At 40.3% G+C, this 21,328-nt stretch carries 16 protein-coding genes and 3 tRNA genes; 13 read left to right on the forward strand and 6 right to left on the reverse strand.

Annotated features, from left to right (window positions below; all coding sequences use genetic code 11):
- Window positions 1-20: 20 nt before the first annotated feature.
- The 6 genes from HMPREF1040_RS02960 to HMPREF1040_RS02985 are packed head-to-tail and all read left to right on the forward strand — an operon-like array spanning window position 21 to window position 6,167.
- On the forward strand, window positions 21-1,016 hold the full coding sequence (locus HMPREF1040_RS02960) for a DNA polymerase III subunit delta' (RefSeq protein WP_007392436.1): 996 nt from the start codon (window positions 21-23) through the stop codon (window positions 1,014-1,016).
- Window positions 1,013-1,855: a stage 0 sporulation family protein gene (locus HMPREF1040_RS02965; protein WP_007392430.1), complete on the forward strand. Its 843-nt coding sequence runs from the start codon at window positions 1,013-1,015 to the stop codon at window positions 1,853-1,855. Before HMPREF1040_RS02960 ends, HMPREF1040_RS02965 begins: the two co-directional genes overlap by 4 nt.
- Window positions 1,845-2,582 carry a tRNA1(Val) (adenine(37)-N6)-methyltransferase gene (locus HMPREF1040_RS02970; RefSeq protein ID WP_007392438.1) on the forward strand — a complete coding sequence of 246 codons (738 nt, stop codon included), beginning with the start codon at window positions 1,845-1,847 and terminating at the stop codon, window positions 2,580-2,582. Before HMPREF1040_RS02965 ends, HMPREF1040_RS02970 begins: the two co-directional genes overlap by 11 nt.
- A complete protein-coding gene (gene rsmI, locus HMPREF1040_RS02975; protein ID WP_007392448.1) occupies window positions 2,583-3,443 on the forward strand; it encodes a 16S rRNA (cytidine(1402)-2'-O)-methyltransferase in 861 nt (286 codons plus the stop codon).
- A 17-nt stretch (window positions 3,444-3,460) separates the two neighbouring features.
- A complete protein-coding gene (metG, locus tag HMPREF1040_RS02980; RefSeq protein ID WP_007392453.1) occupies window positions 3,461-5,398 on the forward strand; it encodes a methionine--tRNA ligase in 1,938 nt (645 codons plus the stop codon).
- 1 nt (window position 5,399) lies between these two features.
- Window positions 5,400-6,167 (forward strand): TatD family hydrolase, encoded by a 768-nt coding sequence (locus tag HMPREF1040_RS02985; RefSeq protein WP_007392440.1) that lies wholly within the window; start codon window positions 5,400-5,402, stop codon window positions 6,165-6,167.
- Between the two features lie 55 nt (window positions 6,168-6,222).
- Here HMPREF1040_RS02985 and HMPREF1040_RS02990 read toward each other — a convergent pair whose 3' ends face one another.
- Entirely contained in the window at window positions 6,223-7,176 is a 954-nt protein-coding gene (locus HMPREF1040_RS02990; RefSeq protein ID WP_007392450.1) for a LysR family transcriptional regulator, read from the reverse strand.
- A gap of 567 nt (window positions 7,177-7,743) precedes the next feature.
- Here HMPREF1040_RS02990 and HMPREF1040_RS02995 point away from each other — a divergent pair.
- The gene (locus HMPREF1040_RS02995; RefSeq protein WP_007392452.1) at window positions 7,744-9,039 is read left to right on the forward strand and encodes an amino acid permease; all 1,296 of its coding nucleotides are present in this window, start codon (window positions 7,744-7,746) and stop codon (window positions 9,037-9,039) included.
- 49 nt (window positions 9,040-9,088) lie between these two features.
- Here the strand turns inward: HMPREF1040_RS02995 and HMPREF1040_RS03000 are convergent, their stop codons facing one another.
- From HMPREF1040_RS03000 to mgtA (HMPREF1040_RS03015), 4 genes are all read right to left on the reverse strand, one after another.
- Window positions 9,089-10,930 carry a phosphoethanolamine transferase gene (locus HMPREF1040_RS03000; RefSeq protein WP_007392439.1) on the reverse strand — a complete coding sequence of 614 codons (1,842 nt, stop codon included), beginning with the start codon at window positions 10,928-10,930 and terminating at the stop codon, window positions 9,089-9,091.
- Between the two features lie 185 nt (window positions 10,931-11,115).
- Window positions 11,116-13,863, reverse strand: coding sequence for a magnesium-translocating P-type ATPase (mgtA, locus tag HMPREF1040_RS03005; protein ID WP_007392456.1), 2,748 nt, complete (start codon window positions 13,861-13,863; stop codon window positions 11,116-11,118).
- Window positions 13,864-13,958: 95 nt separating this feature from the next.
- Window positions 13,959-14,465 (reverse strand): winged helix-turn-helix domain-containing protein, encoded by a 507-nt coding sequence (locus HMPREF1040_RS03010; RefSeq protein ID WP_007392451.1) that lies wholly within the window; start codon window positions 14,463-14,465, stop codon window positions 13,959-13,961.
- Between the two features lie 12 nt (window positions 14,466-14,477).
- Entirely contained in the window at window positions 14,478-17,126 is a 2,649-nt protein-coding gene (mgtA, locus tag HMPREF1040_RS03015; protein WP_007392464.1) for a magnesium-translocating P-type ATPase, read from the reverse strand.
- A 198-nt stretch (window positions 17,127-17,324) separates the two neighbouring features.
- On the opposite strand from mgtA (HMPREF1040_RS03015), the gene HMPREF1040_RS03025 reads away from it, so the two are divergent.
- The 4 genes from HMPREF1040_RS03025 (at window position 17,325) to HMPREF1040_RS03040 (ending at window position 18,674) form a co-directional block, all read left to right on the forward strand.
- Window positions 17,325-17,401 (forward strand) — tRNA-Asp (locus HMPREF1040_RS03025).
- A 5-nt stretch (window positions 17,402-17,406) separates the two neighbouring features.
- A tRNA-Phe gene (locus HMPREF1040_RS03030) sits at window positions 17,407-17,482 on the forward strand.
- Between the two features lie 11 nt (window positions 17,483-17,493).
- Window positions 17,494-17,580, forward strand: a tRNA-Leu gene (locus HMPREF1040_RS03035).
- Between the two features lie 455 nt (window positions 17,581-18,035).
- Complete coding sequence (locus HMPREF1040_RS03040; RefSeq protein WP_007392468.1) at window positions 18,036-18,674, forward strand: peptidoglycan recognition family protein; 639 nt, start codon at window positions 18,036-18,038, stop codon at window positions 18,672-18,674.
- A gap of 80 nt (window positions 18,675-18,754) precedes the next feature.
- Here HMPREF1040_RS03040 and HMPREF1040_RS03045 read toward each other — a convergent pair whose 3' ends face one another.
- Entirely contained in the window at window positions 18,755-19,624 is an 870-nt protein-coding gene (locus tag HMPREF1040_RS03045; RefSeq protein ID WP_235808629.1) for a metal ABC transporter substrate-binding protein, read from the reverse strand.
- Window positions 19,625-19,851: 227 nt separating this feature from the next.
- On the opposite strand from HMPREF1040_RS03045, the gene HMPREF1040_RS03050 reads away from it, so the two are divergent.
- Together HMPREF1040_RS03050 and HMPREF1040_RS03055 are read left to right on the forward strand one after the other, a co-directional pair.
- A complete protein-coding gene (locus tag HMPREF1040_RS03050) occupies window positions 19,852-20,526 on the forward strand; it encodes a metal ABC transporter ATP-binding protein (protein ID WP_007392434.1) in 675 nt (224 codons plus the stop codon).
- Window positions 20,519-21,322, forward strand: coding sequence for a metal ABC transporter permease (locus tag HMPREF1040_RS03055; RefSeq protein ID WP_007392455.1), 804 nt, complete (start codon window positions 20,519-20,521; stop codon window positions 21,320-21,322). The genes HMPREF1040_RS03050 and HMPREF1040_RS03055 overlap by 8 nt, the downstream gene beginning before the upstream one ends.
- Window positions 21,323-21,328 lie beyond the last annotated feature (6 nt).

Genomic DNA, 21,328 nt, shown 5'->3' on the forward strand with positions numbered 1-21,328 from the left:
AGCAAAGGAAGAATCTATAGATGGATTTTCAGTATTGGGATTATGTAATTGGGCATGCAGCGATAAAAAATAAAATAAAAAAGTGGTTAGCGTCTGATCGTATGCCGCATGCATTGATCTTTTCTGGACCGGAGGGTGTAGGGAAAACGACCTTTGCATGTGCTTTAGCAGAGGTTTTAGTACAACGGAAAGTGTTTCAAAAAGGGATGCCGAAGATGGGAGATCACCCTTATTTGGCTTGGGGGGAAGACGTATATTTTATATCCCCTATTACAGCTCAATTAAAGGTGGAACAATTTCGTCAGGTACGAGAAAAATTGATATTGCGTAATGCTGAAAAGGCTATGAAGGTGTGTATTATTGATCATGCCGAAACAATGAATGCTGCTTTTGCTAATGGCATGTTAAAAATAATAGAAGAGCCGCCTATGGGCGTTATTTTTATTATTATTACGAATCAACCAGAAATATTATTGCCGACGATTGTTTCACGTTGTGTAAGCTGCCATTTTGATTATGTCGATAAAGAGAGCTTACAAATGGGATTAGCTACTGTTGGAGGTCGTTCATTAGAACAAATTCAACAAGTTGTTCAACAGGCAAATGGAAATGTAGTAAGAGCATTTGCTTTATTAGAAGGAACTACGGAGGATTGGCGTCCTAAGGCCATGGAATTTTTAAGAATTTTAGGAACGCATCCGAGTCCTTATGCAAAAAGTCTAACGCTTGCTGCGTTATGGGGAAAAGAAGATTTGGCACTTTTTTTACAAAGTCTTGTACAAGTGATACACGATGTGATGATAGTACATTATGAAGCCGGAGATATAGTGAATATATCGGCAAGTCACAGAGAACAATTACAATACATTAAAAGGAATTGGACTCTTTCTTCATTGGCACGACTTATGAAAGTTGTAGAAGAATGTAGAAAAGCGTTAAGATTAAATTTAAATGTAAAAACCATTTTTGATTATCTTTGTATTCAGAGTATTACGAATAAGGAGGACTTGCGTTGATAGTAGTAGGTGTACGCTTTAAACCTGCGGGAAAAGTATATTATTTTGATCCCCAGGAAGTGACCTTAGATATAGAAGATGGCGTTATTGTCGAAACAGCACGAGGAATGGAATTTGGAAAAGTAGTTATTCCGCCTCGCGAAGTTTCCGAGAAAGAGGTTGTTCAACCATTAAAACCGATTATTCGCCGAGCACTTCCCAAAGATATAAAACAAGTAGAAAAAAACAAAGAACGGGAAAAAAAGGCCTTTACGGTATGTTTAGAAAAAATTGCTAAACATAAATTGCCGATGAAACTTATTGAGGTGGATTATACTTTTGATATGGGGAAAATAATCTTTTTCTTTTCGGCAGAGGGGCGAATTGATTTTCGCGAACTCGTGCGTGATTTAGCAGCTGTTTTTCGTACGCGCATTGAATTACGTCAGATTGGACTACGAGATGAAGCAAAGCTGATTGGTGGTATTGGGTGTTGTGGTAGACCTTTATGTTGTGCTACTTTTTTAGGAGAATTTAAACCAGTGTCTATTCGGATGGCGAAAACACAAGGAATGTTTTTGAACCCAACTAAAATTTCCGGTAGTTGCGGTAGATTGATGTGTTGTTTGCGATATGAAAATCAATCATATACATCTGGTGAATTAACTTGTCAAAATTGTTCTAAAATTTGTATGCACCAAGCACCACCAGCTATTGGAAAAAAAGTTATGACCGATGAAGGGGTGGGGACTGTTTTACGCATACAGGGAAAAGAACATACCGTGCGGGTACAATTAGAATCAGGGCAAACGATTAAGGTAAACTGGACGGATGTGGCTGAAATTGAACATGAAAGTTAAACAAGGAGAAAGAATAGACTCTTTGTTGTTGGAAGGCATGAAAATTATTCAGCGGTCCGATCAATTTTGTTTTTCGTTGGATACGATTTTATTAGCTCATTTTGGTAGTAGACCGCGGGGACCTATTTTAGATTTAGGGACAGGGACCGCAGTTATTCCACTTATTTTAGCAGCTCGAGGAGCGACATCTATTGAAGCGATAGAATATAATCCTATTATGGCAGATATTGCACAACGAAATGTTTTACTTAATCAGAAAGAGTCAGATATTCATATTCAAAAAGGGGATTATAGAAAGTTACAAGCATGGTATGCTAGCGGATCTTTTGCTATGGTTTACGCTAATCCGCCTTATCGTGAAAAAAGTCGGGGGGCGTATAGCCAGCAAGCTGGGATTCGGCGTGCTTGTCATGAAGAAACAGTTACGTTAGAAGAAGTTATTAAAGCCGCATCATTTGCTTTGAAGTATGGAGGATATTTTCGTATGGTTCATATTACGGAGCGATTAACGGATATTTTAGCCCTTTTACGTAGATATGGTATAGAACCGAAACGATTGCAATTTGTTCATTCACGGTTAGATAAAGCAAGTAAAATTTTTTTAATGGAAGGTAGTCGGGGTGGTAATCCTGGATTAGAAATACTACCACCTTTAGTGGTACATCGTGATGATGGATCGTATTGCGATGAAATTTTATCCTATTATCAAGGACAGGGAGAAATGTAGATGGCAGAAGTTTTTCAAAAAGGGACATTATATCTTTGCCCAACGCCGATAGGCAATTTGGAAGATATTACTTATCGGACTGTACGCTGCTTGCAGTCAGCTGATGTAATTGCCGCTGAAGATACGCGACATACGAAACAATTATTGGAAGCATACCAAATAGAAACACCACTTACTAGTTATTATGAGCATAATAAGTTGACAAAGGGACCAAAGTTAATCGAACGGTTGCAGGCGGGGGAGATGATTGCTTTGGTTAGTGATGCGGGTATGCCAGCGATTTGTGATCCAGGGAGTGACTTGGTTCGGCTTGCCTTACAACATAGCATAAGAGTGGTTCCATTGCCTGGGGCCAATGCGGGATTAACTGGATTAATTGCTTCAGGTATGGATACAACGAGATTTACTTTTATTGGTTTTTTACCTAAGACAAAAAAACATCGCATACCAGTATTAAGATCTTTGCAGGAAATAAAGGGTACGTTAATTTTTTATGAAGCACCGCATCGCTTACGGACGGTTTTACAAGAGATGCAAAAAATTCTTGGAAGTCGAGCAGTGGTTATTTGTCGAGAATTAACTAAACGGTATGAAGAATATTTACGGGGCACCTTAGACAATGTGTTGGAGTTATTTTCGGAAGATACTTATAAAGGTGAATTTGTCATATTGATAGAAGGCATGCAGGAAACATGCGATGTACATTGGACAAAAGAGGACTATATAGAAAAAGTACAGAAATTAACAGAACAGGGAATAAAAAAGAAAGCGGCGATACGTATGGTTGCAATACAACTGGGCGTACCAAAGCGGGATGTATATCAAGCTACAATACAAATGGCTGATTATCATAAAAGTTAATTTAGGAGGCTTCTACAATGAGTGATAAAAAAAAGTATTATATTACCACCCCAATTTATTATCCTAGCGCAAAATTACATATAGGACATACTTACTGTACAACAATAGCGGATGCATTAGCACGATTCCATCGGTTATGTGGGGAAGATGTATTTTTCTTAACGGGTTCGGATGAACATGGTCAGAAAATTCAACGGGCGGCAGAAGAAAAAGGAATAGCTCCTATTGAGTATGTAGATCAGATTGTTTTGTTGTTTCAAGAATTATGGAAAAAGTTAAATGTTTCGTATGATGATTTTATTAGAACTAGTGAAGCACGACATGAAAAAGTGGTTCAAAAATTAATGGAAATTTCTTATAAAAAAGGAGATATTTATAAGGGGGAATATGCTGGTTGGTACTGTACACCGTGTGAAACGTTCTGGCCTGAAAATAAACTTCCTGAGAGAAAGTATATTTGCCCTGATTGTGGACGAGATTTAGAATTGGTTAAAGAAGAAGCCTATTTTTTGAAAATGAACAAATATGCTGATGCATGGCTGCGTTTTATTGAAGAAAATCCTGACTTTATACAACCAGAAGCTCGTCGTAATGAAATGATTGCGTTTGTCAAAAGTGGCTTAGAAGATTTGTGTGTATCTCGTACTTCTTTTGATTGGGGGATTCCCGTGCCCTGGGATCCTAAACATGTAGTATATGTTTGGTTTGATGCATTGGCTAATTATTTGACAGCGATTGGCTATGACTCAGATCAAGCACTTTTTGAAAAATTTTGGCCAGCCGATTTACATTTAGTAGGAAAAGAAATTGTTCGTTTCCATACGATTATTTGGCCGATTATTTTGATGAGTTGTGATATCCCTATACCTAAAAAGGTATTTGGACATGGTTGGCTTATTGTTGATGGAACAAAAATGAGTAAGTCTTTAGGTAATGTAGTAGATCCGATTCCGTTGATTGAGCACTATGGGGCGGATGCGTTGCGATATTATTTATTACGAGAAATTAGTTTAGGGAATGATGGAAATTTTTCCTTAGCATCGTTTATTAAGCGGATTAATTCTGATTTGGCGAATGATTTAGGTAATTTATTGCAACGTACATTAGCTATGGTGGAAAAGTATAACGCCGGCATTGTAAGGGAGGCAAAAGAAAAATTGCCTGTAGATGAGAATTTGAAATTGTATGCTGTGCAGGCCGTAAAGGCATTTGAAGAAGAAATGAATACGATGAAACTTAATGATGCAATTCAATCTGTATGGACATTTATTCGTCGTACGAATAAATATATTGACGAAACCATGCCTTGGGTATTAGCTAAAGATGAGAGTCAACGAAATCGTTTAGATACAGTATTATATGATTTGAGCGAATCGCTTAGAATTATTGCTATTTTAATCAGTCCGATTATGCCAAAAGCGGCACAACGTATGTGGGAACAGCTAGGACTAAAACATTTTGAAAAGACCTTATTAGCGGATGCGGTATGGGGTGGATATCCAGCTAATACAATGATTTGTAAGGGTGATGCATTATTCCCACGGTATGATTTACAAGAAGAGATTGTCGACATGGCACCTATAGCATCTGCAACGAAAGACATTTGTACGGCTGCTAAAGAGGCTATTAAGCCAGAAATTGGAATTGATGATTTTGGTGTTGTTGATTTGCGCGTGGGAAAAATTTTGGCATGTGAAAAAGTAAAAAAAGCTAAGAAATTATTGAAATTACAAGTTGATTTAGGTACAGAAGAACGGCAGATTGTTAGTGGTATTGCTTTGTATTATACCCCGGAAGAGTTAATCGGGCGGCAGGTTGTTGTCGTTACTAATTTGAAACCAGTTACCCTATGCGGAGAAGAATCAAAAGGAATGCTTTTAGCAGCTTCTGATGGAGATGAAAAATTACAAGTCGTATTTGTAGATGGTATGATGCCAGGAAGTCGGGTGCGATAAGATGTTGTTTGATACACATTGTCATGTACATGACGAGGCTTATAATGAAGATCGAGATGCCGTTATTCAACGTGCTTTTCAATCAGGTGTACAATATATGATGTTTCCTGGTACCGATATTCCTACGTCGGCAGCAGCAGTTGAATTAGCCCGTCGGTATGAAGGCGTTTATGCAGCGGTAGGAATTCATCCAGAAGAAGCGGCGGAAATTACGGATGAAGCATTTGCACAGATTCGATATTGGATAACTCATGAGCCCAAAGTAGTGGCGTTAGGGGAAGTCGGGCTAGATTATCACTGGCCTGAACCTTCACGGGAAATTCAAAAGAAGGTATTTATTGAACAGGTTAAGATGGCGGTGGAATTAGATATTCCTATAGATATTCATGATCGTGAAGCACATGGGGATATGATGTATATTTTGCATACGTATGGTAAGGGCATTCGTGGTGTATTTCATTGTTATTCGGGCAGTTTGGAAATGGCTCAGGAATTGATGAAAATGGGATTTTATTTTGGCTTTACAGGAACGACTGTTTTCCCTAATTCTAAAAAAGTAAAGCGGTTGGCGGCGGAATTACCGTTAGAACGAATATTGATTGAAACAGATAGTCCCTATTTAACACCACCACCATATAGAGGCAAACGGAATGAACCCCGATATGTACAATATGTAGCTGCCGAGATTGCACGGTTGAGAAATATGGAGACTAGCGAGGTAGCACGAATTACGTTAGAAAATGGAAAACGAATTTTTCAAATTAATTAAGTGATATGGTAGGATAAAACAAACGGGTAAAAGTAGATACTTTCACCCGTTTGTTTTATTTTTCCGAAGAGGAATCTCGGCTATCATAGGCGTATTTTATGGTAATTCTTTTTTTCAACGTATGAAAAAGTGTAGAAATTTCAAGTGTTGCTGGATATGAGGCATGAGTGACAGCAAATAAGGTAAAATGAAAATTTGGATCAGTCAATTTTATAGATTGGAGGGAATTTTCGGCGATGTTAGAATATAATGTACCAGGTCCAATGGTAAAAGCGGTGGTATTTTTGATAATTCGCCAGAGCATAGCGGCATCCGTGACAGATATATTTTTTTTGCTATCACTAAAAAGATATGTTTTTAAGGCATTGGTAAGAGTATCATCAGGTGAAGTAGCAAAGGAAACTTGTGAAAAAGTACGCAATTGACCAATGGTTAAGCAGGGATAAATAGATAAAGGGTGGTAAGGCTTTAGATATACATAAGGGGATAATTCACCTAATATAAAAATATGTAAGCCTTGTTTAATCCAATGTTCACGACGCTTTTGTAAAATTGGCGAGGGTAAATACAGTAAACCAACTTGTAATTTTTCTAAAGTAACAGCACGGATAATTTCCGAAGGTGGTTTTTGCAGTATATTAAGGGTATACAACGGGTGGCTATTAGCGGTAAGTAAAACATCTGTAATAGCGGTTAAAAATAAAGGGTGATACTGATAAGCAAGGGATACTTCGTAAGGTAAGGGATAATCAACAGGGCCATGAAAATGATGCTGTAAGTTTGTTGCTTGACGTAATATGGTTTGTGCAAAATATAAAAATTCTCTTCCTTCTGTTGTAAAAGAAATTCCATTGTGTGTGCGGGTTATTAATTTTATTTGAAATTCTTTTTCTAAATCTTTAATAGCAGCACTAAGACTGGGTTGAGAAATAGATAAAGCTTGTGCTGCTGAGGAAATTGAAGGATGATATAATAACTCAGATAGATATTTTAATTGTTGTAAGGTCATAATACAGACTCCTTATATAGTTAGACTATGGACTAGGGAAAGGTAAGAATGACTGTTTAGCATGAATAATGAAAAAAAATAGAAAAGATAGAAATGTGGATAATCAAAAAAGATAAAAATAGTAGATAAAAAAATTATTCTTTTTATTAAAAAAATATAAGCTGAGAAAAAAATAAAAAGCAATATGCGGATAGGGAAAAAAAGAAGTATTTTTTTATGTATAAAAAAAATATATAAAAAATGACTGAAAGAAAAGTAATAATCAAAATTACTTAAAAATATAATTAAAAAAATAAAGTATAAAAGTATTTTTATATAGTTTAAAACTATATAAAACGGAGAGAAAATATAATTTTTTACATCTTTTTTTCTGCGTGGTATACTACAAGTAAGTCGTGATGCTGTTAAATATTGTTGATTTTACTTTATTATAGATGCATGACGAAATGTTTGCAACTATGCATACAGAAAAGAAAGCTATTTATTTTATGTATATATATAGAAAAAAAATATACATAATAAAAAAGATACTTAAATTTATAATGAATTAGTTAGGAGGAAGAAATTATGAATTCAGTGGCAGCATTGGCTCAACGAGCGGGAATGACCGAAAGTGAGTGGAAAGATGCAGTCCGTTTTGATAGTACGGACTGGGGTTGGATTATCATGAGTATTGGTATGGCAATTGGTGCGGGAATTGTCTTTTTACCAGTACAAGTGGGATTAGTGGGTGTTTGGGTATATTTGTTTTCTGCAATTATTGCTTATCCTGCGATTTATTTACTTCAACGTTTATTTATTAATACGTTAGCTTCATCGCCTAAGTGTGAAGATTATCCCAGTGTTATTAGTGGATATTTAGGTAAAAACTGGGGATTTTTCTTAGGTATTTTATATTTTCTTAGTATTTTGATTTGTGTCTTTATGTACTCGACGGCGTTAACTAATGATAGTGCTTCGTTTTTATATTCCTTTGGGGTCACGAAGACAGTGCTGTCGGCAAATCCACTGTATGGATTGGCAATTATATGCGTGATGGTATTTTTGGCAGCTCAAGGAGAAAAATTGTTGTTTAAAATGGCAAGTTTTATGGTATTGACCAAATTGCTTGTTGTTGTATGTTTAGGCCTGATTATGGTAAAACACTGGAATCTTATGAATATTGGTGCATTTCCGGAAACGGGCTATTTAGTAAAGAATATGATTGCGATGTTACCGATTACATTGACATCAATTTTATTTGTTCCTAGCTTAAGTCCGATGGTTATTTCTTATCGTTCACATAATCAATCTATTCATGTCGCACAGTATAAAGCGATGCGAGCTATGAAGATTTCTTTTGCAGTCTTGTTTGTTACGGTTTTCTCTTATGCTATTTCCTTTAATTTAGCGATGGGACACGATCAAGCTGTTTTGGCATATTCTCAAAATATTTCAGCTTTGGCTATTGTTGCCCGCGGATTTGATGGTAGTGCCGTTAAAATTTTTAGCCTTATCTTAAATATTTTTGCAGTAGTGACAGCCTTTTTCAGCGTTTTTATGGGCTTTAGAGAAGCATGTCAAGGAATTGCTTTGAATATATTGCGCCGAATTATGCCAGAAGAAAAAATTAATAAGGTTATTGTAAAAAAAGGCATATTATTATTTGCTATTATAATAGCCTGGGGAGCGATAGTTTTAGATGTTCCCATTTTAAAATTGTTGACGTTACTCGGTCCTATTTTTGGTTTTATTGCATGTTTGATACCAGCGTACTTAGTGTATAAAGTAAAACATTTAGAGCGGTTCCGCGGTGTATCGTTAATATTGATTGTTATTGCTGGTGTTTTATTGATTATCTCCCCGTTTTTAGCATTCTTTTAAGGGTAATAAAAAAAGACCAAACAATTATGTTTGGTCTTTTTTATTACCCTTAGTATTCTTTATCTTCTAATAAGCTGCTTTTTCCGAAGCGTGTTACTAAATCTTTTCTTTCCATTTTCCATAAAGGTGAAGCAAGACTCATAGAGGGATCATAATGAGGTGATTTCATATTTAAAATGCCGCAAACCAATTCATAGGCTAAGTCGTTTGTAAAATACTTGTTTTGATGATTCTTTAAGGTTTGTGCTATTTCGGTATTTCGTTGTAAGTAATTATCGGATAAATAGCAGAACATCGGTATCCGGAGTACTGTAAAAGGCGCAATATCTGGTTGACGTAAACGCGTAGGATCACTACCGTGATCGGAAAAATAAAGCATAGCATCTAAGTTTAAATGATCCTTGCCATACTTATATACTTCGTGTAAAAACCAGTCGTTATATAAAATTGTATTATGAAAGTCGGCAACGCGATTGATTTGGCCATCATTAAATTTTTGGAATTTAGCAGGATAGCGATTGCGATATTCCACATGGCTTCCCATTAAATGTAAAACGACAAAGTTACGATCTTTGGGATTTACCTTTTTCAAAAACTTTAGTAAGGATTCATCTAAGGTAGAATATTTAGCATCACGATCAACCCATTCATGAACATCTGCTGTATGGGCTACTAAGGAAATCGGGGTGTCAGATACGCCGACAGAGCCTTGATTACTGAACCAGTAGGTTTTATAGCCTGCTTTTCGTGCCATATCAATAATTGATATGGACTGATTAAATTCTTTGTGATTATAAAAATTGGCTTCGGTTAAGGCGTGTTCTAAAACTGGAACTGTATACCATACGCATGCATACGCATTGGTAAAGAAGGTAAAATGAGGATCTTGTTTCATTGCTGATAGCCAGGGTGTATTAGGTGGCTGAGAAGGATTGTAAACATGCATATACGTACGTGTTTCAGATTCGCCAATAACTAAAATAATCGTATTAGGATCTTTACGGGGATGCAATTGTATAGCATTTAATTTTGCATAGCGATTGTCATGCGTAGTAGCGTATAATTTGGCATGTTGTAGATATTCTTTAGAATCTATAAATGTTTTGATAGGAAATGCTGTTGGTAAAATTTCACCGGCTAAAGCACCAATTGATGGAAAAATAATAAATAATGAAATTAATGGAATAAATGGAGTGTATAGAGGTGTAATGGCTGCTTTTTTTTGACGATAATTTAGTATATAAGAACCGATGATGAGAATTAATAATACAAGAATAATGCCGGATATTCTGTACATACCTAAAGAACCAAAATATTCTTTTGTTTCACGAGGCCCTGTTTGGTTAATTAAAAGAGCACCTGTAATGGTAATACAAGAATTGTATAATAAATAATATACCCATTGAATGATAATGATAAAAAATGAGGCTAATTGTAATATGGTTACAATTAGTGCACTGAGAAAGCGCGGAATATATCGAATGAGAGCCATATTAATACAAAAAAGAATAGCAAATAAGTAAAGGCCCACATAGATATCATAAATGTTATTAATATAAATAACGTTATGGGTTAATAGGGTGGTGTAATTTAAATAAGGTCCTGTGATTATCCAACCTAGGGCAACTATAGCGGGCGGCAAAATGGAAGTGATTGATATATTGTGCCAATATAGTCCTAGCGGGAGTACTACCGCCAATACGGCCGGTATTAATCCTAGTATTACATTTTGGATATTATCTGCACCTAATCCTAGCGATACACTATATTGCCAACGATAGAGTATAGCATATAGTATGATATAAAGTAGAATAAGGGTAGCGAGGGTGCGTTTTTTGCTGCCCGCAGGAAAAAGTCGAGATAAAAAAGTAGAACGATTTTGAATAGACATGGCATTAATCCTTTCTTTGTGTGTACGTTTTCTTTTATATGACGAACCTATTATACCGCAAACCGACGGAATAACCTAGAAGAGAATCATATTTATTTATGTTTTTTCCGCCGGCGGGACGGCGGCACTCCGAAACTTTTTGCGCCTGCCGTTTCGGACGGCAGGCGCAACAGGTTCTACAGCGGTTATAATAACTGCCCGTAACGATGCAGATATATTTTTTTGATGCCCGTCGTGAGGCCCATATAGAGTGCGACACACGGAATTAAGTAGGCGAAGAAGCCTGCCGGCAACGGTAAAAAGCCGATAGATTGTCCCATATGCGTATAAGGAATGAGGGTCAGACCGAGGATGCCGCAGGCCGTTAAAAAGGACAGGCGGAACGAGGCATTACTGTGGAGAAAGGGCAGTTTGGCAGTGCGCAGCATATGGATGACCAAGGTTTGGGTCCACATGGATTCTATAAACCAACCGGCTTGAAACATTCCGGCATATGCGGCTTGATGCGCCGCTAAAGCGGCTCCGGAAAAATGCTGTGGCAATTCGTTATAGAGAATGCCGTGCGAGGTGCAGAGCGGGCAAATAATGAAGTACATTACTAAATACGTGGTAATGTCGAAAATCGAGCTCGTAGGTCCCAGCCAAAGCATGAACCGACTGACGGAAGAGGCGTCCCACGGACGCGGCCGGCGCAGGTATTCCGCATCCACATTGTCCCAGGGCAGGGCGGTACAAGATAAGTCGTAAATGAGGTTTAATAAGAGCAAATGCAGACTCATCATGGGCAGAAAGGGCAGTAAGGCGGCGGAGACTAAGACGGAAAACATGTTGCCGAAATTGGAAGAGGCCGTGATTTTTATGTATTTTATCATGTTGGCGTAGGTTTTTCGGCCGGCAATAATGCCTTTTACCAAGACGGTCAGGTCTTTTTCCAATAAAATAATATGTGCCGATTCTTTGGCAATATCCACCGCCGTATCGACGGAAATGCCCACATCGGCGGCTTTCATGGCGCCCGCATCATTAATGCCGTCGCCGAGAAAGCCGACTGTATGGCCGGCCGTTCGCAGGGCCGTCAGAACGCGCACTTTTTGATCCGGCGTCAGGCGGGCGAAGACTTGCGTGCGGGCGGCGGCCGCGGCCAGTTCGTCGTCCGTCATGGCGGCGATTTCGTCGCCGCATAAGAGGCTCGTGCAATCTAAGCCGACTTGCCGGCAAACTGTACGGGAAACATATTCGTTGTCGCCGGTTAAAATTTGGGTTTCAATTCCGTAGTCTTGTAACGCGGCGACGGCCCGGGCGGCCGATTCTTTGGGCGGATCCAAAAAGGCCAAATAGCCGAGGAGGGTCATTTCCCGTTCATCTTCGGCCGTACAAATACCGGCTTGCGGGGGATCGGATTTTTTCGCCAGAGCCAATACACGAAAGCCTTTTTTATTTAGGTCGGCCGTTACGGCGGTAATGGCGGCAATTTCTTTGTCGGATAAAGGACGGATTCCCTGCGGCGTTTCCACGGTCGTACAAATGGCGGTCATTTCATCGACGGCGCCTTTGGTGATCATTTGTCGCCGCCCGTGACGGTCTCGCACGACTACCGACAGGCGTCGTCTTTTAAAATCGAAGGGAATTTCATCCACTTTTTCATAGTGCGCCGTACGTTCCTGCAGGGTCGACGCGTCGATTTCTTCGGCGGCTTTTTCTATAATGGCAATATCCATAAGATTTTTATAGCCGGTTTGAAAATAACTGTTTAAATAGGCATAGTGCAGGACGCGCGGATCTTCCCGACCGGAGACATTAAGATGATATTCCAGAGCCACTTTATTTTGGGTTAAGGTGCCGGTTTTATCGGTGCAGAGAATATCAATGGCGCCTAGATTTTGAATGGCGTTCAAATTTTTGACAATCGTTTTTTCTTTACTCATGGACAGCGCCCCTTTCGCCAGGGCGGCCGTGACGATCATGGGGAGCATTTCCGGGGTCAGACCGACGGCAATGGAAATGCCGAATAATAAGGACTGCAACCAATCCCCTTTGGTAAGCCCGTTCAGGACAAAGACGACGGGCGTCATGAGCAGCATAAAACGAATTAATACGCGGGTGACGCCGTTGACGCCTTTCGTAAAGTTCGTTTCTACCGGGGCCTGCGTAAGATTGGCGGCCAAGGCGCCGAACAAGGTGCGGGAACCGGTGCCGATTACCAGGGCCGTAGCCTGGCCGGATACGACATTGCTGCCCATAAAGGCGATATTGGTGTACGCCGTCATGCGTTCTTGAAAGGGATTGACGGCGGCAACTTTTTCGACCGTATCGCTTTCGCCGGTCAGGGCGGCTTCACTGACGAAAAAATCTTTGCCGGTTACAATGCGACAATCGGCGGGTACCATATCGCCGGTGGATAAATGCAGGATGTCTCCTACTACGACCGTATCCATGGGAATTTCCCGGCGCGGTTGCTGCGGCCGCAGGACGGTACAGGTGGCACTGATCATGTCCAGAAGTTTGCCGACCGCATTGTCGCTGCGGGATTCCTGTACATAGCGCAAGATGCCGGAAATCACTACCATAATGACAATAATCAGTACCGTAACGGGATTGGTATCGGCCGGCGTATTGCCGAACAAGGAAAACATAGGAAAAATAATGTCCGTAACGGCGGAAATTAACGCTAAACAGATTAAAATAACGGTAAACGGATTAATAAAGGCATTTCGCAATAATTCCCACCGTGTTTTACTTTTTCCGTGTTCGATTTTGTTGGACCCGTATTTGAGCCGATGGGCGGCAACGAAGGTTTCCGGTAAGCCTTCGGGCGTTGTTTCATAGCGTTGCAGCGTGTCCGATACGGGATGTATGGCGGCAAAATCAAGGGCGGATTTAGCCGCATATACCGCCTTCGGGGCGGTCGTACGGGTAGAAAAAATTTTTTTCATGATCCTCATCTCCTTTTTATTTTCTCCGGTTAGTAGTATAAAAAAAAACGCAACGACTTAACATGGTTAAATCCTTGCGTTTTTCTTGTTATCGGTCAGAAACGGTCATTAAATTTGTAGCCGATTCCCCAGACCGTCAGAATGTATTGGGGACTGTCCGGCTGGACTTCTATTTTTTTTCGTAATTTGCGAATAAAAGCCATAATATTGCTGTCATCATATACATACGCATGACCCCAAACGGCAGTATAAATTTCTTCTTTCGTAAATACTTGACCGCGATTGCGGGCTAAAAAATATAAAATATCAAATTCTTTGGGCGTTAAATTGACGGGGCGATCCTGCAGGGTGACCGTATGGGACGTGGCGGAGATGGTCAAGGCGCCCAGCCGTAAGGCGGACGGGGACGGACCGGAAGCGTCGGCAGCGCCGGCGGGCGTGCCGTCCAGGACTACGGATTGTAAGGTGCCCCGCAGTAATTCCTGTAGATCCGCGGCCAGCGTACGGGCTGCGGGGGAGTCGGGATGGGCGTGTTGTAAGTGGGCAATAAGCCCGGTTTCCAATTCCGGATCCAAGCGAATAATACTGATATGTTTTTTCACCGAACCGCCTCCTTACAGTAATTTTTTGTATTTTCGAATATAAATATATTTGCCCGCACCGACACAGAGAATATACGCCGCACAAATTCCCGGTAAAAAGACAAAGTAGGGAGCCGGCATGGTGACCAAACCCACTACGGGGATGCCGACCGTAAAGAGCAGGCCCGTAAAGACGAAGAGCCCCGCCAGGGTGACACTCATGACCTGCCAAGAAGGACGACTTTCAATAAAGGGCATTTTGGAGGTCCGTAAAAAATATAAAATGACAATTTGCGTCCATAAGGATTCCAGGAACCAGCCGGTTTGAAACAAGCGGATATATTGTTCCTGCAGGACCGGCGGCAGGGCGGCGGAAAAAACGGGACAATGCAGGACGAGCGGAATGAACATGTAGTACAGAAAGGCGAAGGTAATGCCGTCGAAGACGGCGCTGATAGAACCGAATAGCAGCATGAATTTGCCCAAATGTTTTCCCGACCAGTCTTTCGGATAGGCAATATCTTCTTCATCGACCGTATCCCACGGCAGGACAATACAAAGGGCGTCATAAAATAAATTTAACAGCAGCAATTGCAGGGACGTCATGGGCAGGAAGGGCAGGCAAAGTCCGGCCATGACGACGGAAATAATATTTCCCAAATTGGAGCCGGCCGTAATTTTTAAATATTTTAACATATTAGTAAAGGTTTTTCGCCCTTCCCTAATGGCGGTTGCCAAAATTTGTAAATCTTTATCCAGTAATACGAGATCGGCGGAATCTTTTGTGGCCGGTACGGCCGTATCGACGGAAATGCCCACATGGGCGGCCAGTAATGCCGGCATGTCGTTAATGCCGTCGCCCATAAAGCCGGTCATGGCCGGTTGACGGTTGATACTTTGGACGATTTGCACTTTTTGTTCCGGACTGAGTTCGGCAAACACCGTGTTTTTTCGTACCGTTGCGTCGAAGGCCGCGGCATCCAGGTCCTGTAAGTCCGCCCCGCTGACAATATGCTGCGCCGGAATGCCGACGCGACGGCAGACGGATTTGGCAATTTCTTCGGCATCGCCGGTCAGCAGTTTGGGGGTAATGTGCAGGGCTTTTAATTCTTCCAGGGAAATGCGGGCCGACGGTTTGGGCGCATCGAAAAAGGCAATATACCCGAGGAGGGTTAAGTCTTTTTCATCCTGCGGACGGATGACGGTCGTGCCTTTCGGAAACGTTTTGACGGCAACGGCAATGACTTTCATGCCGTCTTCCAACATATCCTGTACGATCGTATAGACATCGGCAAAAGAACCGTTGCGAATCGGCAAGGTTTTGTTTTCATAGGCGACGGCGGTGCAGCGTTTATAAATATCTTTTAAATTTCCTTTGGCAATCAATACGGGGTGTTTTTTGGGGGCGCCCACCAGTACTGTCGCAATTTTACGGGTGTAATCGAAAGGAATTTCCGCCAATTTATGATAATATTCGGTTAAGGTGCGGTAATAGTCGGTGCGGTGAGGCATGGCGGCGCAGGACAAAATGGCCGTGTCTATGGGATTGCGAATGCCTGTATGGTAAAAACTGTTGATATAGGCCAAATCCAGGACTTTATGACTTTCTTTGCCTAAAATATCCATAAAATATTCGAGAACTATATTTTCCCGAGTTAAGGTGCCCGTTTTATCCAGACAAAGCACTTGCAAACTGCCGAGCCCCTGGAGCGTATTTAAGTTTTTGACGATCGTTTTTTTGTGCGATAAGGAAATACTTCCCTTGGCCAAGCAGGCCGTTAAGACCATGGGCAGCATTTCCGGAATCAAGCCTACGGCTACGGCCAGGGAAAAGGCCAAGGCGCTGCTCCAATGGTGATCGGGAAGACCCCGTAAAATAAAAATGAGGGGAATAAAAATAAAAATAAAGCGCAACATGACATAGGAAATGGAGCGGGTGCCTTTTTGGAAACTGTCCTTAAACGGGCGGGACACCCGGGCGGCTTTTCCGTATCGGGTCCGGTTACCGACGGCAATGACCGCACCCAGTCCCGTGCCGGAGAGAACCGTCGTGGACATGTAGGCTATATCGGGCGCAGTACGACCGGCGGCCGGTGCGGCGGGAGCGGCCGTTTTTTCTATAATGCGGCTTTCGCCGGTCAGGGCGGCTTCCGACACAAATAAATCGGCAGTTTGTAATAAGCGAATATCCGCCGGAATGGTTTGCCCGGCCGTGAGCAGGACAATATCGCCGACGACCAGTTCCGTATGGGCAATATGGCAGCACTTGCCTTGCCGCCGTACGGTGACGGTCGTATGGAGTAAGGCGCGTAATTGGTCGCCTGCATGTTTGGCTTTTATTTCTTGTGAAAATCGCAGCAGACCGCCGATGACAATCATGATGACAATAATGCCCGCCTCTACTTTCCCGCCGGCGGAAAAGCCGTTCGTATAGGAATCGGTGACATACGAAATAAAGGCGACAATGGCCAAAATAATACAAAAAGGATTAATAAATGCACAGCGTATACGATAGCATAAGGTATCGGCAGGTGCCTGCGAAAACGTATTTTCACCGTCTTGCGTACGGCGGCGGCGGACTTCTTCCGGGCGTAAGCCGTCAAGGGTTACCTGCAGGTGTTGCAATACGGCGTCGCCCGACATGGCGGCAAAATCGGGGGCGTCATGAGAATCCTGTGCCATATGGCGTTCATCCTTTCTTTTTATCAATGATTATCCTTATTGTAACACGGATTGTCCAAAATAATATAAGAAAAATCTTGCTTTTTTCTTGCTTCCCTTGTTCCGGGCAAGAAGGCGGAAAAAAGACTTGCCAAATATTAGGTTGCATGGTAAAATGATTCTTGTTCGAAGCTGTGGCTTCGGAGGAAAGTATGAGATGGCCCCGTGGTGTAGCGGTTTAACATGTCGCCCTGTCACGGCGAAGATCGTCGGTTCAAATCCGATCGGGGTCGCCATATTTGCTCAGGTAGCTCAGTCGGTAGAGCAGGGGACTGAAAATCCCCGTGTCGGCGGTTCGATTCCGTCCCTGAGCACCAAATAAGTACAGGCGGTCGTGGCGGAATGGCAGACGCGCTACTTTGAGGGGGTAGTGAACATATTGTTCGTATGGGTTCAAGTCCCATCGACCGCACCAATAGTAAATAAGCGTTTCTCGAGAAATTCGAGAAACGCTCTTTTTGTTTGATTATATGTTGATGACAGTTTAACTGAAATAGTTGTCATATGGAGAGAGGTTAATTAGCATAAAATTTAAAAATATTTTGCATTTTAAAAATAACATCGGTTTTCATCATAGGTGTAATCTGAATTACTGCCAAGTATTAAAATGGGGGGAGCTATTTATAATCACGGCTCATGGCTTAGCGATATTTTACGCAAGTAGACATTTTCCTTACTTACGATACTAATGCTTGATGCTTCTGACATGGTGGTGGGCAATAATAACATCTTCAGCTATGTACTTGAATAGTGATACAACCTGTTTTTATTCATTCAATTATAAATAATAACAATTCTTAGACAGTAGTTATTGCTAGTGGTATAATATAGGAGTAATTAGAATTTTTAGTATGGGTAGAGGCTTTTATTATGAGAGATGTAAGTCGTAAGGATTTTTTATGTAAGTCATTTTTATCAATTGTGAGTGTAACGGTTGGATCAGCGTTACTTCCTGGGATCGCAAGTGCAAGTGGTTTAGATATACAAAAGATCATTGATGAAACAAAACCGATGTCCGAAGAGGTGAAATTGCACATTCATCGTCCCAAATTAGTTTTTGCTGAAGCATTACAGCCTCGGCTTGAAACAAAGAGAATTATTATGCATCACGTAGGAGGAACGAATCGGGAAGCAAAGGCAGAGGAAATACATCAGTGGCATTTACAAAATGGATGGGCTGGTATTGGTTATCATTTTATTATTCATAAAGATGGGAGTATTGAACAGGGGCGACCTATTGAGATGATTGGAGCACACTGTTATCGTTATAATTCTGATTCGGTAGGTATCTGTTCAATTGGAAATTTTCAAGAGTATTATCCAACCGATAGGCAGTTAGAAACGGCGGGAAAATTAATTGCGTATGTTTGTAGTTTATATGATATTGTACCAGGAAAGGATACTATTTTTGGACATCGCGATTTAAATAAGACGGAGTGTCCAGGCGATCATCTTTATGCACAATTAGATAATTTACGAAAAGTAGCTTTTAATTATTTACAGGGATAATTGAAATATAATAAAAAAATCTGCAACCATGTGGCTGCAGATTTTTTGTTGTTATAAAGTGCTAGTTATGTTAAGAAAATTTATTGTAAGCTTTTAAAAATTTTATCGAGATTTTCTTGCATTGCATTAATATATGTTTTTCCACCTTCGCTGCTTTCTAAGGTGTTAATTGTTTGTACTTGTGCACCTACTTCTTTTGCCAATGTTTGAGATACTTTGGGACTTACCATTTCTTCTGCAAAAATTGTTTTTACTTTATGTTGTTTGCAATATTTTACGAGTTCCGTCATGTTTTGCGGGCTTGGTTCGCCATCGGCAAATACGTCTTCAACACTGTTTTGTTCTAGTCCGAATTCACGGCATAAATAAGCAAAAGCAGCATGACCAGTTACAAAGTGTTTTTTCTTGACGCTTGCAAATTTAGAAGCATATTGATCATGTAATGTTTTGAGCTGAACAATATATTCTTTTGCATTTTTTTGATAAAAATCTGCGTTTTTGGGATCGGCTTTAGCTAATGCATTCGCAATATTTTGCACTTCTATTTGTGCTTCATTTAGACCTAACCAGCAATGCGGATCATATTGACCGTGTTCTTTAATTTCGTCTTCATCCGTATTCATAATCGCTTTGATGCCTTTTGATGCTTCTACGGTGATTAAGTCTTTGTTGTTCGCTGACTGAATTGCTTGGTCTGCCCAAGGTTCCATCCCTAATCCGCTATATACAAATACTTTGACTGAACTTAAGGATTTCATGTCTTTGGTGGTTAATTCAAAATCATGAGGCTCTGTTCCATCGGGAATAATAGTAACTACATTTACTTTATCTTTTCCTACAGCTTCTACAAATTCTTTCATCGCATTAAAGCTCGTCGCTACTTGCAATTTTTCCGCATTAGGAGTTGCTGGTGTATTTTGTGCTTCCTGATTCCCACATGCGGTAAGCATGAATGCAGCTGCAATTGTTAAGATACCTGCGGATAACCATTTTTTTAACATATATATCCCTCCTTTTTATTAAATGCAAATAAAATGCATTTGCATTGCGATAGATATCATAACACGTTATGACAAGAACGTCAACTAAATGCAAACAACTTGCATTTTGTAATGGCCGACTATATAATGTAAGTGTAAAAGTGTATATTTTTGTATATTGATAAAAGGGGTAATCTATGATTTTGTTTAAAAATGTATATTTTACATATGGTAATGGAGAATATATATTGAAAAATATTAATTTTACTATTAATAAAGGGGAATATACGGCTGTTGTAGGTGAAAATGGTAGTGGTAAAAGCACATTGGTAAAGCTTTTATTAGGGCTGTTATCACCAACGAGAGGATATATAAAAAGGGAATGGAACCGCTGTGCTTATGTACCGCAACGATTTGAATCTCTCAATAGTCAATTTCCTATTACTGTTTATGAAGTATTAGATTGTTATAGAAAAGTCTTGCATATAAAGGATAAAACGACGATCAAAATGTGTTTGGATAATTTAAAAATTTTTGATTTACGAAACCATTTGATTGGGGATTTATCGGGGGGACAATGTCAGAAAGTGATGATTGCCAGAGCTCTCTTGGGAAATCCGGATGTGTTGATATTCGATGAGCCATCTACGGGGATTGATATGCCTAGCCAAATGGAATTATATCCATTTATTCATTCGCTTAATAAAGATAAGGGAATTACCATTATTACGGTTGAACATAATTTGAAATTTGCTGTGCATTATGCTATGAAAATGATTCATGTTGCCGATGGAGCGGCACACATTTGTACATCACGTGAATATGTACAAGAGTTTTTGCATCATAAGGTAGGGAGTGAACCTAATGTTTGAATATACGTTTATGCAAAATGCTTTTATGGTTTCGATATTGATATCGGTTGTTTGCCCCATTATTGGGATATTTTTAGTGTTGCGTCGTTATGCTATGATTGGCGATACATTGGCGCATACTTCGTTAGCTGGGGTAGCTGCAGGATTGCTATTTCAAATTAATCCGATTGTTAGTGCATTTGTGTTTACGTCTGTATTTGGAATTTTAATTGAAATATTGAGAAATAAATTTAAACGGTATGCAGAACTAATTTTAGTTATCGTCTTATCGTTGTCTGTCGGTATTGCGATTACCATTATTAGTTCAGGACATGTACATGCGAACGTAGAGTCATTTCTGTTTGGGAGTATTTTAACTGTATCATATGCAGATGTTTTGGCTGTAGGTGTTTTGTGTATAGCCACGTTAGTGACGGTTTGTGTATTGTATTCTCGCTTGTTGTTACTTACGTTTGATGAAGATGGCGCACAGATTGCGGGGGTTCATAGTAGGCTTATTAATTACGTGTTTGCTGTTTTAGTGGCAGCAACGGTTTCGGTTGCTATTCGTATTGTGGGAATTTTAGTGATTAGTTCGTTAATTGCATTACCTGTTGCCACGGCATTGCAATTACATGTAGGATTCCGAAAAACAATGGTAATAGCGATCTTTTTTAGCTTTTTTGATATTCTAGTTGGGTTAGTTACTTCGTATTGGTTTAATACTGCACCAGGTGGGATGACTGCGATTATTTCTGTGCTTATGCTGGTAGTTGTTATTATAAGTAAAGAGTTTATTACATTGGGAAAAAAGTGAGGGACA

Source organism: Megasphaera sp. UPII 135-E, from assembly GCF_000221545.1.
GTDB lineage: Bacteria > Bacillota > Negativicutes > Veillonellales > Megasphaeraceae > Megasphaera > Megasphaera hutchinsoni.

Coding starts and splice junctions, on each gene's coding strand:
- HMPREF1040_RS02960 (WP_007392436.1), top strand. CDS start 21: ATGGATTTTCAGTATTGGGATTATGTAATTGGGCATGCAGCGATAAAA.
- HMPREF1040_RS02970 (WP_007392438.1), top strand. CDS start 1,845: ATGAAAGTTAAACAAGGAGAAAGAATAGACTCTTTGTTGTTGGAAGGC.
- rsmI (WP_007392448.1), top strand. CDS start 2,583: ATGGCAGAAGTTTTTCAAAAAGGGACATTATATCTTTGCCCAACGCCG.
- metG (WP_007392453.1), top strand. CDS start 3,461: ATGAGTGATAAAAAAAAGTATTATATTACCACCCCAATTTATTATCCT.
- HMPREF1040_RS02985 (WP_007392440.1), top strand. CDS start 5,400: ATGTTGTTTGATACACATTGTCATGTACATGACGAGGCTTATAATGAA.
- HMPREF1040_RS02990 (WP_007392450.1), bottom strand. CDS start 7,176: ATGACCTTACAACAATTAAAATATCTATCTGAGTTATTATATCATCCT.
- HMPREF1040_RS02995 (WP_007392452.1), top strand. CDS start 7,744: ATGAATTCAGTGGCAGCATTGGCTCAACGAGCGGGAATGACCGAAAGT.
- HMPREF1040_RS03000 (WP_007392439.1), bottom strand. CDS start 10,930: ATGTCTATTCAAAATCGTTCTACTTTTTTATCTCGACTTTTTCCTGCG.
- mgtA (WP_007392456.1), bottom strand. CDS start 13,863: ATGAAAAAAATTTTTTCTACCCGTACGACCGCCCCGAAGGCGGTATAT.
- mgtA (WP_007392464.1), bottom strand. CDS start 17,126: ATGGCACAGGATTCTCATGACGCCCCCGATTTTGCCGCCATGTCGGGC.
- HMPREF1040_RS03040 (WP_007392468.1), top strand. CDS start 18,036: ATGAGAGATGTAAGTCGTAAGGATTTTTTATGTAAGTCATTTTTATCA.
- HMPREF1040_RS03045 (WP_235808629.1), bottom strand. CDS start 19,624: ATGCTTACCGCATGTGGGAATCAGGAAGCACAAAATACACCAGCAACT.
- HMPREF1040_RS03050 (WP_007392434.1), top strand. CDS start 19,852: ATGATTTTGTTTAAAAATGTATATTTTACATATGGTAATGGAGAATAT.
- HMPREF1040_RS03055 (WP_007392455.1), top strand. CDS start 20,519: ATGTTTGAATATACGTTTATGCAAAATGCTTTTATGGTTTCGATATTG.